This window comes from Nonomuraea sp. CX421, assembly GCF_059358955.1.
The window spans coordinates 150966-169323 of record NZ_JCADBK010000004.1; the positions used below are offsets into that span (position 1 = coordinate 150966).

Consider the following 18358-nt stretch of genomic DNA (forward strand, 5'->3'; position numbering starts at 1 on the left):
GACGTCCGCCGAATGGTGGATCGACGAGCTCGCCATACATCGCCTGCCTTGGTGACATGGCTGAGTGGCGAGAAGCCACACCGCTCCGCAGGACTCCGCCCCCTCCCCGGTCGACCCGTCCGCGGTTGACGGCGAGAGCGCGCCGGTCCAGCGTGGAGGCTTTCACTCCAGGCCGATGATCTGCGTCGGCACCCATGGGACCGGCCGCCCGCAGCCCCTTCCCCATGCCCGCCAGATTTCTGAACGCGCTCTCTCCGGCGACCCTATCGTTATCCAACTTCGGTTGACAGAGCAGCGTGAGGGCTACGAATCTCGTGAGAGAGCGCTCTCTCCACATCCCCCTAGCCTGAACTCTGGAGGGTTTCCATGACCCCTCGTATTCGCCGGCTCGCCGTGCCCCTGCTCACCGCGTCCCTGCTCGTCCTCGCATCGGCCGCCTGCGGAAGCGGCGGGAGCGACACCGCGGGCAGCGCCGCCAAGCCTCAGGAGAAGGTCAAGCTCACGATCGGCCTCTTCGGCGACTTCGGCTTCAAGCCGCTGTACGAGGAGTACAAGAAGACGCACCCGAACGTCGAAATCGTCGAGAACGTCACGCAGTTCAACGACCATCACAACAACCTGGTGAAGCGGCTGGCCACCAACGCCGGTGCGGGGGACATCGAGGCCGTCGAGGTGGGCTACATCAGCACGTTCACCGCGCAGCCCGGCAAGTTCCAGGACCTCAAGCAGTACGGGCTGGACAAGCGGCAGGGCGACTACCTCGACTGGAAGTGGCAGCAGGGGCTGAGCAAGCAGGGCGGTCAGGTGCTGGGCCTCGGCACCGACGTGGGGGGCCTGGCCATGTGCTACCGCAAGGACCTGTTCGAGAAGGCGGGGCTGCCGACCGACCGGACCGAGGTGGCAGCGCTCTGGCCGACGTGGGAGCAGTACATCGAGACCGGCAAGAAGTTCGCCGCCGCCGACGTGGCCGGGGCGAAGTTCGTGGACAGCCCCGGTGAGATCTTCCGGGCCATGGTCAACCAGGCGCCGACCGGCCTGTACGACGCCCAGGACCAGATCATCGTGGACTCCAACCCCGACGTGAAGAAGGCGTGGGACCTGTCCAACCAGCTCACCTCCGAGAAGCTGACCGCCAAGCTGGCTGCCTTCTCGCCGCCGTGGAACACCGGCTTCGCCAAGGGCTCGTTCGCCACGATCATCTGCCCGGCCTGGATGACCGGGTTCATCCAGGAGCAGGCGAAGGACGCGTCCGGCAAGTGGGACATCGCAACCGTTCCCGGTGGGTCGGGCAACAGCGGCGGCTCGCACCTGATGATCCCCAAGCAGAGCAAGCATCCCAAGGAGGCCGCCGAGCTGATCGACTTCCTCACCTCCAAGGAGAACCAGGCCAAGGTCTTCAAGGAGGAGGGCACGTTCCCGTCGATCCCGTCGCTCTACGACGACCCGTCGATCCAGAACTTCACCAAGCCGTTCTTCGGTGACGCCCCCATCGGCAAGATCTACTCCGAGGCCGCCAAGGCGCTCAAGCCGCAGCACCTCGGGCCCAAGGAGGCCGAGGTCCGCGTCGTGATCGGTGACGGCCTGGGCCGGGTCGAGCAGGGCAAGCAGACCCCCGACCAGGCCTGGGCGCAGGTGCTCGAGGACGTCAAGAAGATCAAATGAGTTCTCTCCCGCTCGCCGTCCCCGGGCGGCGGCGCAGGCGGGGCATACGGCACACCCTCGACGTGAGGGTGTCGCCGTACGCCTACGTCGCGCCCTTCTTCCTGCTGTTCTGCGCCTTCGGGCTGTTCCCGCTGGTCTACACGGCGTGGGTGAGCCTGCACGAGTGGACGCTGCTGTCCGACGAGCACACGTTCGTCGGGATGGACAACTTCGGCACGCTGCTCGCCGACGGCTACTTCTGGAACGCGACGTTCAACACGCTGTCCATCGGGGTGCTGTCGACCGTGCCGCAGCTGGTGCTGGCCATCTGGCTGGCACACCTGCTGAACCGCAGGCTGCGCTTCCAGACGTTGTTCCGGGTCTCGCTGCTGCTGCCCAACGTGACGAGCGTGGTGGCCGTGGTGGTGATCTTCAGCCAGCTGTACGGCCGCGACTTCGGCATGATCAACTGGGTGCTCTCCTGGTTCGGCGCGGGGGCCATCGACTGGGCGGCGGGCACCGCGACCTCGCACATCGCGCTCTCAACGATGATCATGTGGCGCTGGACCGGATACAACGCGCTGATCTTCCTCGCCGCCATGCAGGCCGTACCCCGGGAGCTGTACGAGGCGGCCACGATCGACGGGGCGAGCAACTTCACGCAGCTCCGCAAGATCACCGTGCCGATGATCCGGCCCACAATGATCTTCGTCGTCATCGTCTCGACGATCGGCGCCATGCAGATCATCGCCGAGCCCCTGCTGTTCGGCGCCAGCACCGGCGTCGCCCAGGGCGGCGCGGCCAACGGCGGGCCCGACCGGCAGTTCCAGACGCTGGCGCTGTTCGTCTACGAGCAGGGGTTCACCAAGTTCGACTTCGGCTACGCCTCGGCGGCGTCCTGGCTGATGTTCCTGGCCGTGGTGATCGTCGCGGGCGTCAACTTCCTGATCACGCGCCGGGTGAAGGGCGGCCTGGTATGAGACTGAGGTATCTGACGCTGACCGCGGTGGCCTTCTTCTCCGCGTTCCCGCTCTACTACAGCGTGGTGGTGGCCTCCCGGCACAACTCGGCGCTGGCGGAGGTGCCGCCACCGCTCCTGCCGGGCGGCAACTTCTTCGCCAACGTGGCGAGGGTCTTCGACACCGTGCCGTTCGGGCTGGCGCTGCTCAACTCGGTCATCGTGGCGGGCTCGATCTCGATCGCGGTCATGTTCTTCTCGACGCTGGCCGGTTTCGCGTTCGCCAAGCTGAGGTTCAGAGGCCGCAACATCATGCTGCTGATCACGGTCGCGACCATGATGGTCCCGGTCCAGCTCGGCATCATCCCGCTCTACCTGCTCATGGTGAAGCTGGAGTGGACCGGCACCAACTACGCGCTGATCGTGCCCGCCCTGGTCAACGCGTTCGGCGTGTTCTTCATGACGCAGTACCTGACGCGGGCGCTGCCGACCGAGCTGCTGGAGGCGGGCCGGGTCGACGGATGCACGACCTGGGGACTGTTCTGGCACGTCGTGCTGCCGGCCGCCCGGCCGGCGGCGGCGGTGCTCGGCATGCTCACGTTCATGTCGGCCTGGAACGACTACTTCTGGCCGCTGGTCGTGCTCAACCCGGACAGCCCCACGGTGCAGGTGGCCCTGTCGAGCCTGGCCAGCGGTTACGTCAACGACTACGTGCTGGGCCTGGCGGGCACGGCGGTGGGCACCCTGCCGCTCGTCGTCGCCTTCGTCCTGTTCGGCAAACAGATCATTGGTGGAATCATGCAAGGAGCGGTAAAAGGATGATTTTCCCGGAGAGCTTCGTCTGGGGCGCCGCAACGGCCTCCTACCAGATCGAGGGGGCGGTCAAGGAGGACGGGCGAGGCCAGTCGATCTGGGACACCTTCTCCCACTCCCCCGGGAACGTGGCGGACGGCGACACCGGGGACGTGGCCTGCGACCACTACCACCGCTACGCCGACGACGTCGCGCTGATGCGTGAGCTGCGCCTGGCGGCCTACCGGTTCTCCGTCGCCTGGCCGCGCGTCCAGCCGAACGGCACCGGCCCGGCCAACCCCGAGGGCCTCGCCTTCTACGACAGGCTGGTCGACAAGCTGCTGGAAGCCGAGATCTCGCCGTACGTCACGCTTTATCACTGGGACCTGCCGCAAGCTCTGGAAGAGCGCGGCGGGTGGACCGACCGCGACACCGCCTACCGGTTCGCCGAGTACGCGGAGGCCGTGCACGACCGGCTCGGCGACCGGGTCGGCCACTGGGCCACGCTCAACGAACCGTGGGTCGCGGCCTTCCTCGGCTACGGCAACGGCGTGCACGCGCCGGGACGCCGCGACCCGGCGAGCGCCCTGCGCGCCGCCCACCACCTGCTCCTCGGCCACGGCCTGGCCGCCAGGCGGCTGCGCGAGCTGGGCGCGGAGGAGCTCATGCTGGTGATCAACTCGGCGCCGGTGCTCACCCCGGCCCAGGTCAACGACCCGGACGCGGTCGCGACCCCGGCCGACGCCGCAGCTACGCACCTCATCCACGCGCTGCTGACCAGGCAGTTCCTGGACCCCGCCCTCTACGGCCGCTACCCGGAGGAGGTGCTCGGCACCGCCGAGCGCAACGGCGGCACCGGCCACATCAAGGACGGCGACCTGGAGACGATCGCCGCGCCGATCGATCAGATCGGCATCAACTACTACAACCCCTGCGTGGTCGAGGCCGGACCGGGCGAGCCCGCCGACGCCGCCTGGCCGGGCTCCGAGGGCGTCAGGTTCGCCGCCGCCGACGCCCCCACCACCGCGATGGGCTGGCCGATCGTGCCGGACGGCCTGTCCAGGCTGCTGGTCCGGCTCTCTCAGGACTATCCCCAGGTCGGCCTCATGGTCACCGAGAACGGCGCGGCCTTCGACGACGTCGTCGAGAACGGCCGGGTGCACGACGCGGACCGCGTGTCCTACCTCGACCGTCACCTGCGTGAGGTGCACCGTGCCATCGAGGCGGGCGCCGACCTGCGCGGCTACCTGGTGTGGTCGCTGCTGGACAACTTCGAGTGGGCCGAGGGCTACCGGCGCAGGTTCGGCATCGTGCACGTCGACTACTCCACTCAGGAGCGGGTGCTCAAGGACAGCGCGCTGTGGTATCGCGAGGTGATCGTCAGGAACGGGCTGTAGATTCCATTCGTGCTCAAGGAGATGAGATGAGACGCCCGACCCTGGAGGCGGTCGCCGCCCGGGCGGGCGTCTCCCGCGCCACGGCGTCCCGGGTCGTCAACGGTCAGACGACGGTCGCGCCGCACATCCGCGACGCCGTGGAACGCGCGATCGACGAGCTGGGCTACGTGCCCAACTCGGCGGCGCGCAGCCTGGTCACCCAGCGCACCGACTCGATCGCCCTGGTCGTGTCCGAGTCGCCGACCCGGGTGTTCTCCGAGGATCCCCTGTTCTCCACGGTGATCCGCTCTGCCAGCGTGGAGCTGGAGGCGGTCAACAAGCAGGTCGTGCTGATGCTGGCGTCTTCGGCCAAGAGCCACGCGCGGCTGGAGCGTTACATCGCGGGCGGCCACGTCGACGGCGTCATGCTCATCTCGATGCACGGCGCCGACCCGCTCCCGACCGCGCTGTCCCGGCTGCGCGTCCCCGTCGTCTCGTACGGCAGGCCGGCCGTTCCCGTCGACATCCCGTTCGTCGACAACGACAACGTGGGCGGCGCCGAGGCGGCGGTGCGCCACCTGCTGTCCTCGGGCCGGCGCCGCATCGCCACGATCGCCGGGCCGCTCGACATGATCGCCGGCCAGGACCGCCTGACGGGCTACCGCAACGTGCTGCGCGACTCCGATCACCGCTCGATCGTCGCGGTCGGCGACTTCACCCGCGAGTCGGGCTCCGCCGCCATGCGCCAGCTCCTGCGCGACGACCCCGCTCTGGACGCCGTCTTCGTGGCCAACGACCTGATGGCCGTCGGCGCCCTCCAGTCGCTCCGGCAGGCGGGGCGCCGGGTGCCCGACGACGTGGCGGTGGTGGGCTTCGACGACATCGACGCGGCGAAGTACACCGAGCCGCCGCTGACCACGATGCGTCATCCGGTCATGGAGCAGACGGCCGCCCTGGTGCGTCTCCTCCTCGGCCTGTTCACCGGTGGCCCGTCCGACCCGGTCATCCTGCCCACCGAGCTGATCGTCCGCGAGTCCGCCTGAGCCTCAGGTGGCGGCCCGCTCCCGGAGGACGTTCTTCTGGATCTTGCCGGTGGACGTCTTGGGGAGGTCGGAGAAGACGACGCGCTTGGGGGCCTTGAAGCCGGCGAGCTCGGAGCGTACGTGGTCGATCAGGTCCTGGGCGGTGGCGGCTGCTCCGGGGCGCAGGGTGACGAAGGCGACCGGCACCTCGCCCCAGTGATCGTCGGGCGTGGCGACCACGGCGCTCTCCAGCACCGCGGGGTGGCGGGCAAGGACCTGCTCGACCTCGACGGAGCTGATGTTCTCTCCGCCGGAGATGATGATGTCCTTGCGGCGGTCGCGGATCTCGACGTAGCCGTCGGGGTGCATGACGGCCAGGTCGCCGGTGCGGAACCAACCGTCCGTCGTCACGGCCTCGGTCGCGGCCTCGTCGCGGTAGTAGCCGAGCATGACGTCGTTGCCGCGGGCGGCGATCTCACCGAGCGTGGCCCCGTCGGCGGGCACGTCGGCGCCGTGGTCGTCGATGACGCGCAGCGGGGCGGCGATGACGTTGGCCACGCCCTGCCGGGCGCGGAGGGCGGCCTGCTCGTCCGGGGGGCGCTCGTCCCAGGGGGCCTGCCATTCGTTGACGGCGATGGGGCCGAAGGTCTCCGTGAGCCCGTACAGGTGGGTCACGTCCATGCGCAGCTCGCGCAGCCTGGCCAGCAGCGTCGGGGTGGGCGGGGCGCCGCCGGTGCTGATCCGCACGGTCGAGTCGAGCGGCTTCTCTTCGGCGCCCGGATGGTTGGCGATCATGGACAGCACGGTCGGCGCGCCGCTGAGGTGGGTGATGCCCTGCTCGTGCAGGAGCCGCCAGATGCGCTCGGGTTCGACCGCCCGCAGGCACACGTGGGTGCCGCCCGCCGCCGTCACGGCCCAGGTGAAGCACCAGCCGTTGCAGTGGAACATCGGCAGCGTCCACAGGTAGCGCGTCGCGGAGTCGAGCCGGGCGTGGAAGGCCATGGCCAGGGCCTGGAGGAACGCGCCGCGGTGGTGGTACATGACCCCCTTGGGCGGGCCGGTGGTGCCGCTCGTGTAGTTGATCGCCAGCAGGCCGCGCTCGTCGATCCGCTCGGCGGGCGCCGGCTCGGCGGCCGCCAGCAGCGTCTCGTACTCGTCGTCGCCGTCCTGGCCGGCCAGGACGAGGCGTACGCCGGTGGCCTGGGCGATCTCGTGCGCCTTGCCGGTGTACTCGGTGGTGGCGACGAGGACGCCGGCCCCGGAGTGCCGGACGATGTAGGTCAGCTCCTGGGCGGACAGCCGGAAGTTGAGCGCCACGAGGACCGCCCCGCTCAGCGGCACGCCGTGGTGGAGTTCGAGCTGTACGTGGCTGTTGGCGCACAGGGTGGCGACCCGGTCCCCCGGCGCGACGCCGAGGCCCGCCAGCAGGCCCGTGACGGCTCCGGACCGCCGGCCGAACTCCGCGTAGCTCAGCTCCCGCTCGCCGTCGACCACCGCGATCCGGTCCCGGAACACGACCGACGACCTGGCCAGGAACGAGGCGGGAGTCAGCGGGTCGAAGGCGAAATCGGCCACGAGGGCACCTCCACGCGAATGTCGGCCACCTCTTCATGGTGATCGATTCGGGTCCGCTTTCCTAGCCGCCGGAGGGTGGCGGCCCGGCGGCCGGGCGCGGTTGCCAGGGCAGGCGGCCCTCCAGCTCGACCTGGAGGGAGAAGCTGAGGAACGTCCGCACCGCCACGATGACGGCCAGGACGCCCACGCTCTGGAAGGTGGGCGAGACCGCCACGGTTCGGATGATGTCGGCCGCGACGAGGAGCTCCAGCCCGAGGAGGATGGCCCGGCCCACGCCCTGCCGGAACGCCGGGTAGAAGCCGGTGGCCCGGCGGGTGCGCGCGTACCGGAGGGCGAACGTGACACCGGCGATGAGGGTGCCGACCGCGATCACGAGCACGCCGACGAAGTCCAGCGCCTCACCGATCAGTTCGATGATCTCCTTCACGCGCGCACCCTCCCCACTCATCCCCTTCATGCCCAGGTGTGGTATCCGCACCCTTCAGCCGCAACAAGCGCTTTATCCCCCTGATTTACCCGCGTTTTCCAACGAACTCCACCCAACCGTGACCCAAGGCTGAAAGTCTGTGCGCTCTGTCAAATCAGCCTCCGTAGGGAGATGGACAGTGCCGAAGCCCCGGGCCACCCTCGGGTGGGCATCCGCCTTAGCAGGCCTGCTGGCCGTCCTCGCCGGCTCGTTCCTGTCCCTGCCGTCGCCCGCGCGGGCGGCGAACAGGACGCTCAGCGTGAGCTTCACCTGTACGGGCGGGCCGTTCAGCACCACCTCGATGACCGTGCCGATCGTCGTGCCGGACACGGCGAGCGGCACGTTCGACGTCGAGTGGAGCCTGCCGACGCTGACGTTGCGGACCGCGCCCACCACGGCCACGCAGGTCCTGGCGGCCGGCAAGCTGGTCGTGACCGGCGGGACGCACGCGGACCTCAGCGGGCCGGGCGCGAGCGTCACGGCCGGATCCACGAGCGCGCCCGCAGCCAAGGTGACCAGCACCGTGACGGTGACCGCCGCCACCGGCGGCCAGGTGACGGTCAAACCGTCCACCGAGGCGGGCAGCCTGAAGCTGGGCCTGGTCAGCGACCCCTCCGCGGTGACCTCGTGCACGACCACCGGCACCGAGAGCGTGGTGGTCACGGTCGGCCAGGGCGGCGAGGACGGGGGCGGCGCGGGCACCGGGACGCAAGTCGTCGACTACACGTGCACCAGCGACTCCGGCACGGTCCAGGACGTCACGATCAAGGTCACGCTCACGCTGCCGGCCACCGCTCCCCGGGCCGGCGAGCAGTTCTCGATCGGCTGGTCCGGCGAGTACGAGACGGGGGCCGAACTCAAGGCACCGGCGGACGGGCTTCCGGCAGGCGTCAAGCTCTACGCCTACGCCTCGATCTCCGGGCTGACGGGCCTGACCTCGGCGACCGGCGTCGGCACGCTGGGCACGATCACCGCCGGCCAGACGATCACCCTGCCGACGACCGCCGTGAGCATGAAGACGACCTCGCAGAAGGCCGGCACCGCGCAGGTGAAGCCCGCCGCCATCAACATCGGCAACCTGCCCACCTCGCCCCTCATCGAGTGCGAGGTGAAGAACGCGACCACCCTCGTCACCTACCCGCTGACCATCGGCGCGGGCGGCGGATCGACTCCCTCCGACTCGCCCTCACCCACGCCGACCACCACGCCCACGTCGGAGTCGCCCGAGCCGACGAGCAAGAGGTCCGCGACGCCCAAGGACGGGGTCGACACCGGCGCCGGCGGCGAGGCGGGGCCCGACGGGCGGGCGTTCGTGCTCACCGGGTCGGCGCTGATCATGGCCGCCGGAGCCGGCGGGCTGCTCCTGCGGCGGCGCTCGGTCACCCGATCCTGACCGGGGACACCGCCTGACCTGCGATCATCTTTCCGTAGATATCGGTCTGTCATGGATACCGATATTGGACATCGACCGATCACATCTGCTTGGCTCACGCTCATGCGAGATCGGGGTGAGGACAGATCAGGCGCCGTGTCCAAGATCATGCGGTTGGCCGGCGTGGGAGTGGCGGCGGGAGTGCTGGTGGCGGGGATCTCGCTGCCCGCCGTAGGGGGTGTGGGCTTCGGGCTCAAGTCGGCGACCGACGCGGTCGACCTTACGCCGACCGACCTCGTCGAGCCGCCGCCGGCCGAGGTCACGATCGTGCAGGACGCCAAGGGGGCCGAGATCGCCCGCTTCTACGAGGAGTACCGCGTGGTCGTCGGCCTCGACCAGGTGGCCGACGTCATGAAGACGGCGATCATCTCGATCGAGGACTACCGATTCTACGAGCACGGCGCGATCGACATCGAGGGGACGATCCGCGCGTTCGCCAAGAACCTCCAGGCGGGCGGGGTGAGCCAGGGCGGGTCGAGCATCACCCAGCAGTACGTCAAGCAGGTGCTGCTCAACTCCGCGGGCACCGACCAGGAGCGGAACAAGGCGCTGGAGGCGAGCTACGCGCGCAAGCTCAAGGAACTGCGGCATGCGATGGCCGTGGAGGAGAAGTACTCCAAGGACGAGATCCTGGAGAAATATCTGAACATCGCCTACTTCGGCGCGGGCGCCTACGGGGTGGAGGCGGCGGCCAAGCGGTTCTTCGGCGTGACGGCGGCCGAGCTCACCCTGCCGCAGGCGGCGACCCTGGCCGGCGCCGTGCAGGATCCCAACGCGACCGACCCCAACCTTGGCCGCAAGCAGCGCGAACGGCTCCGGAGCCGGCGTGACGTCGTGCTGGGACGGATGGCGGAGCTGGGCAAGATCACCCAGGCCGAGGCGGCCAAGGCGAAGGCCACCGGGCTCGGCTATAAGGGCACAAAGCTCCCCGGTGGCTGCGAATCCAGCAAATATCCGTACTTCTGCATTTATGTGCGCAACGAGATCCTCAACAACCCCGACTTCGGCCCGACCGCCAAGGACCGGCTCGCCCTGCTCAACCGAGGCGGGCTGACGATCAGGACCACGCTCGACCGGGCCATGCAGAGCGCGGCGGACAGGGCGATCCGGAAGTGGGTGCACCCGAGCGACGCGCCGGTCGCCTCCGAGGCCCTGGTCGAGCCGGGCACCGGAGCCATCAAGGCGATGGCGGCCAGCAGGAAGTACGGCTCCGACAAGAACAAGAACGAGATCTCCTACAACCTCGTCGCCGACGCCGCCCACGGTGGGGGCGTGGGCTTCCAGGCCGGATCGACCTTCAAGACGTTCACCCTGCTCGCCGCGCTGCAGAAGGGCATGAAGGTCGATGACGGCTTCACCGTCGGCGCCGGCTACCGCGCGTCGGGCTACTCGGCGTTCAAGAACTGCAAGGGCGAGAACATCGGCGACCCGACCCACACGGTCACCAACGACGAGGGCACGCCCGGCTGGAAGACGCTGCGCACCGGCACCTGGGGCTCGGTCAACACCTTCTTCATGACGCTGGAGCAGCAGGTCGGGCTCTGCGAGACGGTCACCCTGGCCAAGTCGCTGGGCATCCGCCGCTCCGACGGGCAGAAGCTCCAGGAGTACGAGACGTTCACCCTCGGCATCAACGAGATGGACCCGGTGACGGTGGCCAACGCCTATGCCGCGATCGCCGCCCGGGGCACCTACTGCGAGCCGATGGCGATCAGCCGGATCACCGACCGCGACGGCAGGACGACCAAGATCAAGCCCAGCTGCCGGCAGGCGATCGAGCCCGCGGTCGCCGACGCGGCGGCCGACGTGCTCTCCGGCGTGTTCACCCAGGGCACGATGAGTGGCGTCGGGGGCATCGGCCGCGACGCGGCGGGCAAGACCGGCACCACCGACAGCTACGCCTCCGCGTGGTTCGCCGGGTTCACCCCCGATCTGGCCGGGGCGGTGAGCATCGGCGACCCGGGCGGCTCGCAGGACCACAAGCTGATCGGCGTCACGATCGGCGGCCGCTACTACGGCTCGGTGGTCGGCGCCAGCATCCCCGGGCCGATCTGGAAGGACACGATGCTGGCGGCGCTGAGCAAGGTCGAGCCGTCGTCGTTCACCCCGATCGACTCGGCCCGGTTCGGCGGCTGCGCCCAGAACTGCCGGCCGGTGGTGCCCGTCCCGGACGACGACGCGGGCCCGGACGAGGCCACCGGAGACGAGGCGCCGGCGCTGGTCGGCGACCCGGCCGAAACCGGCGAAGGGCTCGACGGACTCGACGGACTCGAAGACCTGGACGGCATGGATGGCATGGGCGGCTGAGTCGGCTGAGGCAGTGGGCGCGGCAGGCTGAGGCGGGGGGTCGGCACGCGCTCGATCGGCCTTTCGAACAGGGCCGCGGACGGATACCCCCGTCGCTTCGCCTCCTCCGACTCTCCGAGCGAAGCGAAGTGGTGGCTCTTGTAGTAGGCGTGCAGCGCGGTGTTGTCGGTCCAGACGTCTATGCGGATCCGCTTCGCCTTCCACCGGCGCGCCGCGTGGTTGCCCGCCCAGTCGAGGAGCTCGGCCCCCAGCCCTGTGCCGGCGTGGCGGCGGTCGACGACGAGGCGGTGGACGAAGACGGCTCGTCCGCCCTCGTCGCATCCCACACCGTCCCAGAGGTCACGCACCATGCCGCTCGCGTCCTTCGCGAGGGTGACGGTCGCGGCGATGCTCTGGCTGGTGGTGTCCCAAACGACCCAGGTGTGGCCTCGGGCCACGCCCTCCTCGACCCGTCTGTTGCGGCTCAGCAGGTCGGGGTAGGGCTCGGCCCACTGCGTGGTGTCCTTGGTACGCAGCCATTCCGCTGCCTGGTCGATGAGGTCGATGAGGCCGGCGACGTCGCTGGGTCTGGCCGGCCGTACGCAGAAGATGGTGTTCATGGCTCCGGAGTGCATGCGCTGAACGCCCGCGGCGAAAAAATGGGGGGTGAAAGCCCGGGCTGTGTACTGGTCGAAGTGACGGAATTCAGAATCAGCCGACGGCGGGCTGCTGCTGTTGGATTTCGGGCTCGAGCGCGGGCGGGACTTGGGTCTCGGGAGCCGTGCCGAAGTGATACTTCAGTGCGTTCCGGTCGGCGGCGAAGACCGTGACGGTGAAACGCATGGGTTTGTTGTTCTGGTCGAAGCCGATGCGGCTGGTCTCGATGATGGAGACCGACGCGTCGCTGGTGAAGTTGAAGAAACCGACCTCTCCGGCGTCGGGCGGACGGGCGGTGATGAGGTCTTCGTAGCGCGTCTGCCGCAGGCCGAGGGTCTCAGCGAGATACTGCACGACGCCCTGCGGGATGTCCTCGGCGAAGTCGAGGTCGACGGCGCCCTCGGCGACGAACCTCTTGGGATAGAACGACGTCTGCAGCGCCCAGGGTTTGCCGTCGACGTTCACTTCCTGGTGCCTCAGCACCACGGGCGCGCCGATCGGCAGGTCCAGGGCGGTGGCCTCCTTCTCGGCGGCCCTTCTGGTCATCACCACGGGGTCGGTGCGCGTCGGCTCACGGTTCTGCAGCTTGACGTCCACCACGTAGGCCGCGCCCTCGCCACCGCTGGTATGCGGTCCGCTGGGCGACATCGTGACGACGAGCCGGTCGATGCGATCCACGACGAAGGTGCCCTTGCCCGGCGTGGAGGCGACGACTCCGCGGGTCACCAACCATTTGATGGCGTCTCGCACCGTGTTGCGTGAGACGTCACCGTACATCGCCCGCAATTCGATCTCCGGCGGCAATTGCTGGCCCGACTGCCATTCGTGGTCTCGGGTTATGCGAGTGTGCAGGTCTTCGGCGATCTCACGCCAGCGCGGACGGGCGGCCATCGGGATCCCCTCGGCTTGTACCAACAGGTTGGACTTGTCACAGTAGTTTGAGATTAGATGCGGCCCCACCCAACAGGTAGGGCCTGTTCCAAGATTTTGAGTTTATCGGACTCTTTCCTCGGAGAAACTTTTGTTGGGATGGAACCTACCGGACCTACAGCCGGGACGAGGCGCCTAACCCCGCGTTACTCATTAAAGGAGGGCTTTAATAACAGGAAAGCTGCGACCGCATTTCTCTCCAGAAGGCCGGAAAACACCATGACCGCCATGTTGATGTTCCTCCTAGCAGGATTAATCGTCGGAAGCTTCTTCACCTCAGTCATCCTCACCGCCTTCGGGAGCCGCAAGGACGGGCTCCGGGGGGCTCCCCCCAGCCATATGGCCGCCGCGGCGCGCTATTCGACCGGCGGGCATCGCCGCGAATGACCGGCCCGGCGCCGGGTGAGGACGGTCGCCGAAGGGGCGGGTGCCGCCCACCGCCCCACGTCGCGATCGACCGACTCACCGGCACCTTCGACTTTCCCTGATGACCACATGCTGTCCCCCACCACGAAAACCGCCCGAAGAAGGGAGAAAACGCCTGTCGGACCGCACACAAAGCGCGGAGCGAATCGGACAAATTGCTCCTGCTGTCCATATTCGATATTAGGCTCCCACAATAATGTCGCTATGCCATTTTTGGGTGCATACTGCACGTGAATCACCCGAAGGGAATCAAAGGTGAGCGACAGCAGAGTCCCCGAGCACCATGTCGTTCCGTGGGTGGATCTCCCCCACGGCTACCTGGGCAAGACCGCCACGGAAGTCGGAGCCCATCGCGACCTCACACTGGAGAGGTGCTGGCTCGATCCCGCGGCCCCTCGTGACGCCACCATCCTGTATCGTCACGCCGCCCACGGCGGCGAGCTCATGGCCCTGGTCTGGGACGAGGACACCGGATGGCGAGACGGACGGTTCGTCACGGGCCAGCCCGGCGTCCGCACCACGCTGACCCACGTCCGCCACCTCGGCGGCGGCCTGCTCCCCGCCCCGGCCGAGGTGCTGCGGCGCCTGCGGGGCGGGCAGAGCGCCCCGGCCACCCCGCTGCGCTCGCACACCGTCACGCGGGACGGGTTCGACGACCTCCTGGCCCACTGGTCGGACTGACCTCTGGCGGCGTCACAGCTGCGGGCCGGGCGGGGGGTGTCACAGCTCGGCCCGGGTGGGCAGCCCCTGCCAGTCGCTCGCGCTGGTCGCCGCGGCGGCGCCGAGCAGTGCCCCCCGGTGCAGGCGCTCCTGCGGGGTCAACCCGTCGAGGATCGCGCTGAGATAGCCGGCCACGAACGCGTCGGCCGAACCCGCCGGATCCACCACGGGCACCTGCGGGGCCGGTGCGTCGTAACGCATCCGGTCAGCCCGCACGCTCGCGCCCTTCGGCCCGCGGTCCACCACGACCTCGCGCTCGGGCGTGAGCGCGGCCTTGACCAGGTCGAGCTCGTCCTGGCCGAGGAACAGCAGGTGGGAGTCGCAGGCCAGCTCACTCAGCACGTCCTCGGCCTCGCGTACCGACGGCCAGAGCTCGGGAACGTACCGGACGGCGAACGAGATCAGCACCTCGGCGTTCCGCGCGGCGCTCATGGCGGCGCGGACCGCGTCGAGCGTGTCCCGGCCCAGCCCGGCGGTGACCCCCGTCACATGGAGGATCTTCGCGGCGGCGATCCGGTCGATGGGCACGTTGCCCGGCGACAGGGCGGAGCCGGCCGAGCCGGCGCGGTAGTGGTTGACGCACGGCTCTCGGCCCACGCGCGACTCCCGCAGCAGCATCCCGGTGCGCGCGCCCTCGACGACCCGGGTGTCCGCCACGTCGACGCCCTCGCCTCGGAGCGCGGTGAGCGCTCTGGCGCCGAGCTCGTCGGCGCCGACCTTGCCCAGGAAGCACACCTGGTGCCCGAGTCTCGCCAGGCCGATCACCAGGGTGAACTCCGGCCCTCCGACGTCGAGTCTGGCGTCGTCGTCGTGGCGGACGCGGCCGCTGGACACGACTCCCAGTGCCTCGCCGAGGGTGTAGACGTCAGCCATGGCGAGACTCTAGCGGGTCGGCTCCGGCTCAAAAAATTTTCCTGCCAATGGCGCAGGTGAGTGCTGTGATCAAAATTTTTGCCGTACCTTTAGCGAACCTTTCCCTCAATTTGTCCCTCAAAGTAGTAGAGGAGCCGCGCGATCCCGAGCCGGCTCCAGCGATACGGGGAGAGGAATCAGCACCCTCATGAGAAAAATCGCATTAGGAATCGTCTCCGCCCTGGTGGGCGGGACCATGCTCGTGTCCGGAGGTGCCGCCGCGTCCGCGCAGACGAAGGCGCCGACGGTCGAGATCCAGAACATCTCGCCCAACCCGGTCGTCGTCAGGGGCAACAACGAGACCGAGGCCTTCTTCAAGGTCGCGGCCAGCTCCGACGTCGAGAAGGTCACGCTCAGCGTCGAGCCGCAGGGCTTCCACACCCTGCGCGCCAAGGACGTCAAGGCGCTGGAGAGCTGGCGCTTCACCGTCCCGTTCAACAAGTACGACCCCGAGGGCAAGTGGAAGGCCACGGCCAACGGGTTCGACAAGGACGGCAAAGTCGTCGTGAGCGACTCGGCGTACTTCTACGTCGACGTCCGCAGGGGCAAGGCCGACACGCGGATCACGCGCTTCAGCGCTGACCCGTACAAGGTCCGCAAGGGCAAGTCGATCTACTTCTCCGGCCGTCTGCAGGTCGACGACCACGGCTGGGAGGGCCTGCGCGGCCAGCCGGTCAAGGTCCTCTACCGCGCCAACGGCTCCAGCGGCTGGAAGTGGGTCGCCTCCACCAAGTCCACGTGGGGCGGCAAGTTCACGGCCAAGTCGCGTGCCTACAAGAGCGGCACCTTCAAGGCCGTCTACTCCGGCAACCGGAAGCTCCAGAGCGCCGAGAGCCGCACTGACTACGTGCGGGTCTACGGCAGCCGGTGGCACCACCACCGGTAACCACATCTGAGCGCGGCCCGGTCCCCTTCGCGGGGGCCGGGCCCGTTCGTTTCCCCGGCCGTCTTGAGCGGCCGTTCTGGGGGTAGCGTCGAATTATGGCTGAGGATCCGCTGCAGGAGTTCGATCCGTTCGACATCTTCGACGCCGAGGCGGCCAGGCTCGACCGGTTCTTCTCCGGTCTCGACGACGAGGGCTGGGGGCGGCCGTCCCGCTGCGAGGGCTGGTCGGTCCGCGACGTCCTCGGTCACCTGGCGGGCGAGGAGCTCTACAACCACGCCTGCCTCGACGGCAACGTCCAGATCCTGCTCGCCCGGCTGGCGCGTGAGGGGATCGACGGCTTCCACGACTTCAACGAGTGGTCTGTACGGCAGCGCCGCGCCGTACCCGTGGCGGACGTGCTGGAGGAGTGGCGCGCCGAGAACGGCGAGACGCGCCACCGCATGCGGCTGCTCGGCCGCGACGGCCTGCTCGACACGATGGCCGGGCCCTACCCGGCCGGGCTGCAGGCCTTCCACTACGACTCCGAGTACGCCACCCACGCCGACGACGTCGGCGCGCCGGTCTCCGCGCAGGAGGCCGATGACAGGTGGCGCTGGCGGGCCGAGGTCGGCCGGTTCGTGCTGTCGGAGCAGGGGGCCGACGTCCAGGTGGAGCCGACCGGCGAGCAGATGTGGGTGCACGCCGACGGAGAGAGCGCGTCGCTGCCCTTCCCGGAGTTCGTCGAGGCGACGGTCGGGCGGCTGCCCGCCGGGCATGGGCTTGACCCGCGACTCGTCGCCAGGCTGAGGTGCCTGGCCTGAGGGGAGACGACATGTGGCTACGCGACCGCCAGGGCACCGAACCGCTGACCGCCCGCAGCCCGCTGGGCGCCCGGCGGACACTGTCTCTGGTGGCGCTGTTGATCGGCGTGCTGGCGACGGTCTTCTTCGTCACGCGCGCCATGATCACCGGCGCGGACGTCTGGGTCTGGGAGGCCGTGATCGCGGCCGTCGTCACCGTCATCGCCGCCGTGGACCTGGCCGTGATCAGGCACCGCCGCTCACGCGACCGGGAGGGCCACGGCTCATAGAGGCGATCCACGACCCCGTACGGTCACGGCTCGCGGGAGTCAGGCCGGTTACGCGACCAGCACGGCCACGACCAGGAGCACCACGACGGCGAGTGAGCACACCACGATCAGCCAGACTCGCCCCGTCACCCAAAGTCGCAGACGCGGTACGGGGTGCCCGCCCGCCCCGGCGCGGTTGATCTTCGCGACTCGCTTGGCCAGTGCGGGGTCGTCCTCGAGAAGGGCATGCTCGATCTCAGCGAGGATGCGGCGTTCCCGCTCGGAGAGACTCATCGCGATCACCATTGCCCAGAGACCCGTTAAAACCTCATACCCACAAGTAACAGCCCAAAGCGGAAACATGGGCGGCAGTCGGCACGAAATCGCTCGGCTCTCGCCTGCGGCGCGTCAGCCCTGGATGACCGCGTTGCTCAGTCCTTCGCCTCGGGATCCAGGCCGAGAACCGACCGGCCGCCGTCCACGGCCAGGGTCACGCCGTTGACGAAGGCGGCGTCCTCCGACAAGAGGTAGGCCACGGCCGCGGCGATCTCCTCCGCCCGCGCCACCCGGCCGAGCGGGTGCAGCCGTGCCATATCCCGCGAAATCTCCCCGGCCGCCTCGGGAGTCGCCGCCGCCAGGAACTCCTCGTACCTCTCCGTGGCCACCGAACCCGGGGCGACGGCGTTGACCCGGATCCCCCGCTTGCCGTACTCGACCGCGAGCGCCCTGGTCAGCCCCTCGACGGCGGCCTTGGCCGTGGAGTAGGGCAGGCTGCCCGGCACCGGGCGGCGCGCCTGGTGGGAGGTGACGTTCACGATCGCGCCCGGCGTGCCTGCCGCCAGGAATCGGCGCACGGCGGTGGCGCAGCCGGCGACGGCGAGGTCGAGGTTGGCGGTGATCAGCGCGCGGATCTCGGCCGTGGAGGCGGTGTGGACCGAGGCGTCGCGGAAGACGGCGGCGTTGTTGACCCAGCCGGCCAGCGTGCCCGCCTCCTGCGCGAGGTCGGCCGCGCGTTCGACGACCGCCTCGTCCGAGGCGTCTCCGACGACCGTGATGACACCGGGCCCGGTCCACGCCGGCGCGCCGGCGTCGCGCTCGACGGCCACCACCGTCCCCCTGCCTGACAGCCGCTCGACGATCGCCCGGCCGATCCCGCGTCCTCCACCGGTCACGACATACGAAAAACTCATGATCAATACGTTATCCACCTGACGTGACATGTATCACCGCA

General features: G+C 69.0%; 18 protein-coding genes and 1 pseudogene. 12 read left to right on the forward strand and 7 right to left on the reverse strand.

What is annotated here, in order from left to right; all coding sequences use genetic code 11:
• Window positions 1-366: 366 nt before the first annotated feature.
• From AC5L3X_RS09415 to AC5L3X_RS09435, 5 genes are read left to right on the forward strand one after another with little or no spacing between them, the layout of a single operon-like run.
• Window positions 367-1662, forward strand: coding sequence for an ABC transporter substrate-binding protein (locus tag AC5L3X_RS09415; protein ID WP_494856384.1), 1296 nt, complete (start codon window positions 367-369; stop codon window positions 1660-1662).
• Window positions 1659-2621 (forward strand): carbohydrate ABC transporter permease, encoded by a 963-nt coding sequence (locus tag AC5L3X_RS09420; protein WP_189124599.1) that lies wholly within the window; start codon window positions 1659-1661, stop codon window positions 2619-2621. The genes AC5L3X_RS09415 and AC5L3X_RS09420 overlap by 4 nt, the downstream gene beginning before the upstream one ends.
• On the forward strand, window positions 2618-3421 hold the full coding sequence (locus tag AC5L3X_RS09425) for a carbohydrate ABC transporter permease (RefSeq protein WP_494856387.1): 804 nt from the start codon (window positions 2618-2620) through the stop codon (window positions 3419-3421). Before AC5L3X_RS09420 ends, AC5L3X_RS09425 begins: the two co-directional genes overlap by 4 nt.
• A complete protein-coding gene (locus AC5L3X_RS09430; RefSeq protein ID WP_494856388.1) occupies window positions 3418-4788 on the forward strand; it encodes a GH1 family beta-glucosidase in 1371 nt (456 codons plus the stop codon). The genes AC5L3X_RS09425 and AC5L3X_RS09430 overlap by 4 nt, the downstream gene beginning before the upstream one ends.
• A gap of 26 nt (window positions 4789-4814) precedes the next feature.
• Complete coding sequence (locus tag AC5L3X_RS09435) at window positions 4815-5810, forward strand: LacI family DNA-binding transcriptional regulator (RefSeq protein WP_494856389.1); 996 nt, start codon at window positions 4815-4817, stop codon at window positions 5808-5810.
• 3 nt (window positions 5811-5813) lie between these two features.
• On the opposite strand, the gene AC5L3X_RS09440 is transcribed toward AC5L3X_RS09435, so the two are convergent.
• Both AC5L3X_RS09440 and AC5L3X_RS09445 read right to left on the reverse strand, forming a co-directional pair.
• Window positions 5814-7364, reverse strand: coding sequence for an acyl--CoA ligase family protein (locus tag AC5L3X_RS09440; RefSeq protein ID WP_494856391.1), 1551 nt, complete (start codon window positions 7362-7364; stop codon window positions 5814-5816).
• Between the two features lie 61 nt (window positions 7365-7425).
• Window positions 7426-7791, reverse strand: coding sequence for a DUF1622 domain-containing protein (locus AC5L3X_RS09445; protein ID WP_494856393.1), 366 nt, complete (start codon window positions 7789-7791; stop codon window positions 7426-7428).
• A 178-nt stretch (window positions 7792-7969) separates the two neighbouring features.
• On the opposite strand from AC5L3X_RS09445, the gene AC5L3X_RS09450 reads away from it, so the two are divergent.
• Both AC5L3X_RS09450 and AC5L3X_RS09455 read left to right on the forward strand, forming a co-directional pair.
• The gene (locus AC5L3X_RS09450; protein WP_494856395.1) at window positions 7970-9223 is read left to right on the forward strand and encodes a GVDTG sorting domain-containing protein; all 1254 of its coding nucleotides are present in this window, start codon (window positions 7970-7972) and stop codon (window positions 9221-9223) included.
• 102 nt (window positions 9224-9325) lie between these two features.
• Complete coding sequence (locus AC5L3X_RS09455; RefSeq protein WP_494856396.1) at window positions 9326-11569, forward strand: transglycosylase domain-containing protein; 2244 nt, start codon at window positions 9326-9328, stop codon at window positions 11567-11569.
• Between the two features lie 137 nt (window positions 11570-11706).
• Here AC5L3X_RS09455 and AC5L3X_RS09460 read toward each other — a convergent pair.
• Together AC5L3X_RS09460 and AC5L3X_RS09465 are read right to left on the reverse strand one after the other, a co-directional pair.
• A pseudogene (locus AC5L3X_RS09460) lies at window positions 11707-12183 on the reverse strand (GNAT family N-acetyltransferase); the annotation flags it as partial.
• A gap of 76 nt (window positions 12184-12259) precedes the next feature.
• Window positions 12260-13096 (reverse strand): GntR family transcriptional regulator, encoded by an 837-nt coding sequence (locus AC5L3X_RS09465; protein WP_494856398.1) that lies wholly within the window; start codon window positions 13094-13096, stop codon window positions 12260-12262.
• 267 nt (window positions 13097-13363) lie between these two features.
• Here AC5L3X_RS09465 and AC5L3X_RS09470 point away from each other — a divergent pair, with 267 nt between their 5' ends.
• Together AC5L3X_RS09470 and AC5L3X_RS09475 are read left to right on the forward strand one after the other, a co-directional pair.
• Entirely contained in the window at window positions 13364-13522 is a 159-nt protein-coding gene (locus tag AC5L3X_RS09470; RefSeq protein ID WP_494856399.1) for a hypothetical protein, read from the forward strand.
• A 294-nt stretch (window positions 13523-13816) separates the two neighbouring features.
• Entirely contained in the window at window positions 13817-14242 is a 426-nt protein-coding gene (locus tag AC5L3X_RS09475; protein WP_494856400.1) for a DUF6292 family protein, read from the forward strand.
• A gap of 39 nt (window positions 14243-14281) precedes the next feature.
• On the opposite strand, the gene AC5L3X_RS09480 is transcribed toward AC5L3X_RS09475, so the two are convergent.
• The gene (locus AC5L3X_RS09480; protein ID WP_494856401.1) at window positions 14282-15154 is read right to left on the reverse strand and encodes a sugar kinase; all 873 of its coding nucleotides are present in this window, start codon (window positions 15152-15154) and stop codon (window positions 14282-14284) included.
• Between the two features lie 187 nt (window positions 15155-15341).
• On the opposite strand from AC5L3X_RS09480, the gene AC5L3X_RS09485 reads away from it, so the two are divergent.
• From AC5L3X_RS09485 to AC5L3X_RS09495, 3 genes are all read left to right on the forward strand, one after another.
• A complete protein-coding gene (locus AC5L3X_RS09485; protein WP_494856403.1) occupies window positions 15342-16079 on the forward strand; it encodes a hypothetical protein in 738 nt (245 codons plus the stop codon).
• A gap of 95 nt (window positions 16080-16174) precedes the next feature.
• On the forward strand, window positions 16175-16879 hold the full coding sequence (locus AC5L3X_RS09490; protein ID WP_494856405.1) for a maleylpyruvate isomerase family mycothiol-dependent enzyme: 705 nt from the start codon (window positions 16175-16177) through the stop codon (window positions 16877-16879).
• Window positions 16880-16890: 11 nt separating this feature from the next.
• Window positions 16891-17148 carry a DUF6343 family protein gene (locus tag AC5L3X_RS09495; protein ID WP_494856407.1) on the forward strand — a complete coding sequence of 86 codons (258 nt, stop codon included), beginning with the start codon at window positions 16891-16893 and terminating at the stop codon, window positions 17146-17148.
• 48 nt (window positions 17149-17196) lie between these two features.
• Here the strand turns inward: AC5L3X_RS09495 and AC5L3X_RS09500 are convergent, their stop codons facing one another.
• Both AC5L3X_RS09500 and AC5L3X_RS09505 read right to left on the reverse strand, forming a co-directional pair.
• Entirely contained in the window at window positions 17197-17421 is a 225-nt protein-coding gene (locus tag AC5L3X_RS09500; RefSeq protein ID WP_494856408.1) for a DUF3040 domain-containing protein, read from the reverse strand.
• A 137-nt stretch (window positions 17422-17558) separates the two neighbouring features.
• The gene (locus AC5L3X_RS09505; RefSeq protein WP_494856409.1) at window positions 17559-18317 is read right to left on the reverse strand and encodes an SDR family NAD(P)-dependent oxidoreductase; all 759 of its coding nucleotides are present in this window, start codon (window positions 18315-18317) and stop codon (window positions 17559-17561) included.
• Between the last annotated feature and the right edge of the window lie 41 nt (window positions 18318-18358).

Excerpts from the sequence above, each read along its gene's own strand:
- AC5L3X_RS09425 (WP_494856387.1), top strand. The coding sequence starts at position 2,618 with ATGAGACTGAGGTATCTGACGCTGACCGCGGTGGCCTTCTTCTCCGCG.
- AC5L3X_RS09490 (WP_494856405.1), top strand. The coding sequence starts at position 16,175 with ATGGCTGAGGATCCGCTGCAGGAGTTCGATCCGTTCGACATCTTCGAC.
- AC5L3X_RS09415 (WP_494856384.1), top strand. The coding sequence starts at position 367 with ATGACCCCTCGTATTCGCCGGCTCGCCGTGCCCCTGCTCACCGCGTCC.
- AC5L3X_RS09470 (WP_494856399.1), top strand. The coding sequence starts at position 13,364 with ATGTTGATGTTCCTCCTAGCAGGATTAATCGTCGGAAGCTTCTTCACC.
- AC5L3X_RS09465 (WP_494856398.1), bottom strand. The coding sequence starts at position 13,096 with ATGGCCGCCCGTCCGCGCTGGCGTGAGATCGCCGAAGACCTGCACACT.
- AC5L3X_RS09430 (WP_494856388.1), top strand. The coding sequence starts at position 3,418 with ATGATTTTCCCGGAGAGCTTCGTCTGGGGCGCCGCAACGGCCTCCTAC.
- AC5L3X_RS09480 (WP_494856401.1), bottom strand. The coding sequence starts at position 15,154 with ATGGCTGACGTCTACACCCTCGGCGAGGCACTGGGAGTCGTGTCCAGC.
- AC5L3X_RS09435 (WP_494856389.1), top strand. The coding sequence starts at position 4,815 with ATGAGACGCCCGACCCTGGAGGCGGTCGCCGCCCGGGCGGGCGTCTCC.
- AC5L3X_RS09495 (WP_494856407.1), top strand. The coding sequence starts at position 16,891 with ATGTGGCTACGCGACCGCCAGGGCACCGAACCGCTGACCGCCCGCAGC.
- AC5L3X_RS09500 (WP_494856408.1), bottom strand. The coding sequence starts at position 17,421 with ATGAGTCTCTCCGAGCGGGAACGCCGCATCCTCGCTGAGATCGAGCAT.
- AC5L3X_RS09485 (WP_494856403.1), top strand. The coding sequence starts at position 15,342 with ATGAGAAAAATCGCATTAGGAATCGTCTCCGCCCTGGTGGGCGGGACC.
- AC5L3X_RS09505 (WP_494856409.1), bottom strand. The coding sequence starts at position 18,317 with ATGAGTTTTTCGTATGTCGTGACCGGTGGAGGACGCGGGATCGGCCGG.
- AC5L3X_RS09420 (WP_189124599.1), top strand. The coding sequence starts at position 1,659 with ATGAGTTCTCTCCCGCTCGCCGTCCCCGGGCGGCGGCGCAGGCGGGGC.
- AC5L3X_RS09455 (WP_494856396.1), top strand. The coding sequence starts at position 9,326 with ATGCGAGATCGGGGTGAGGACAGATCAGGCGCCGTGTCCAAGATCATG.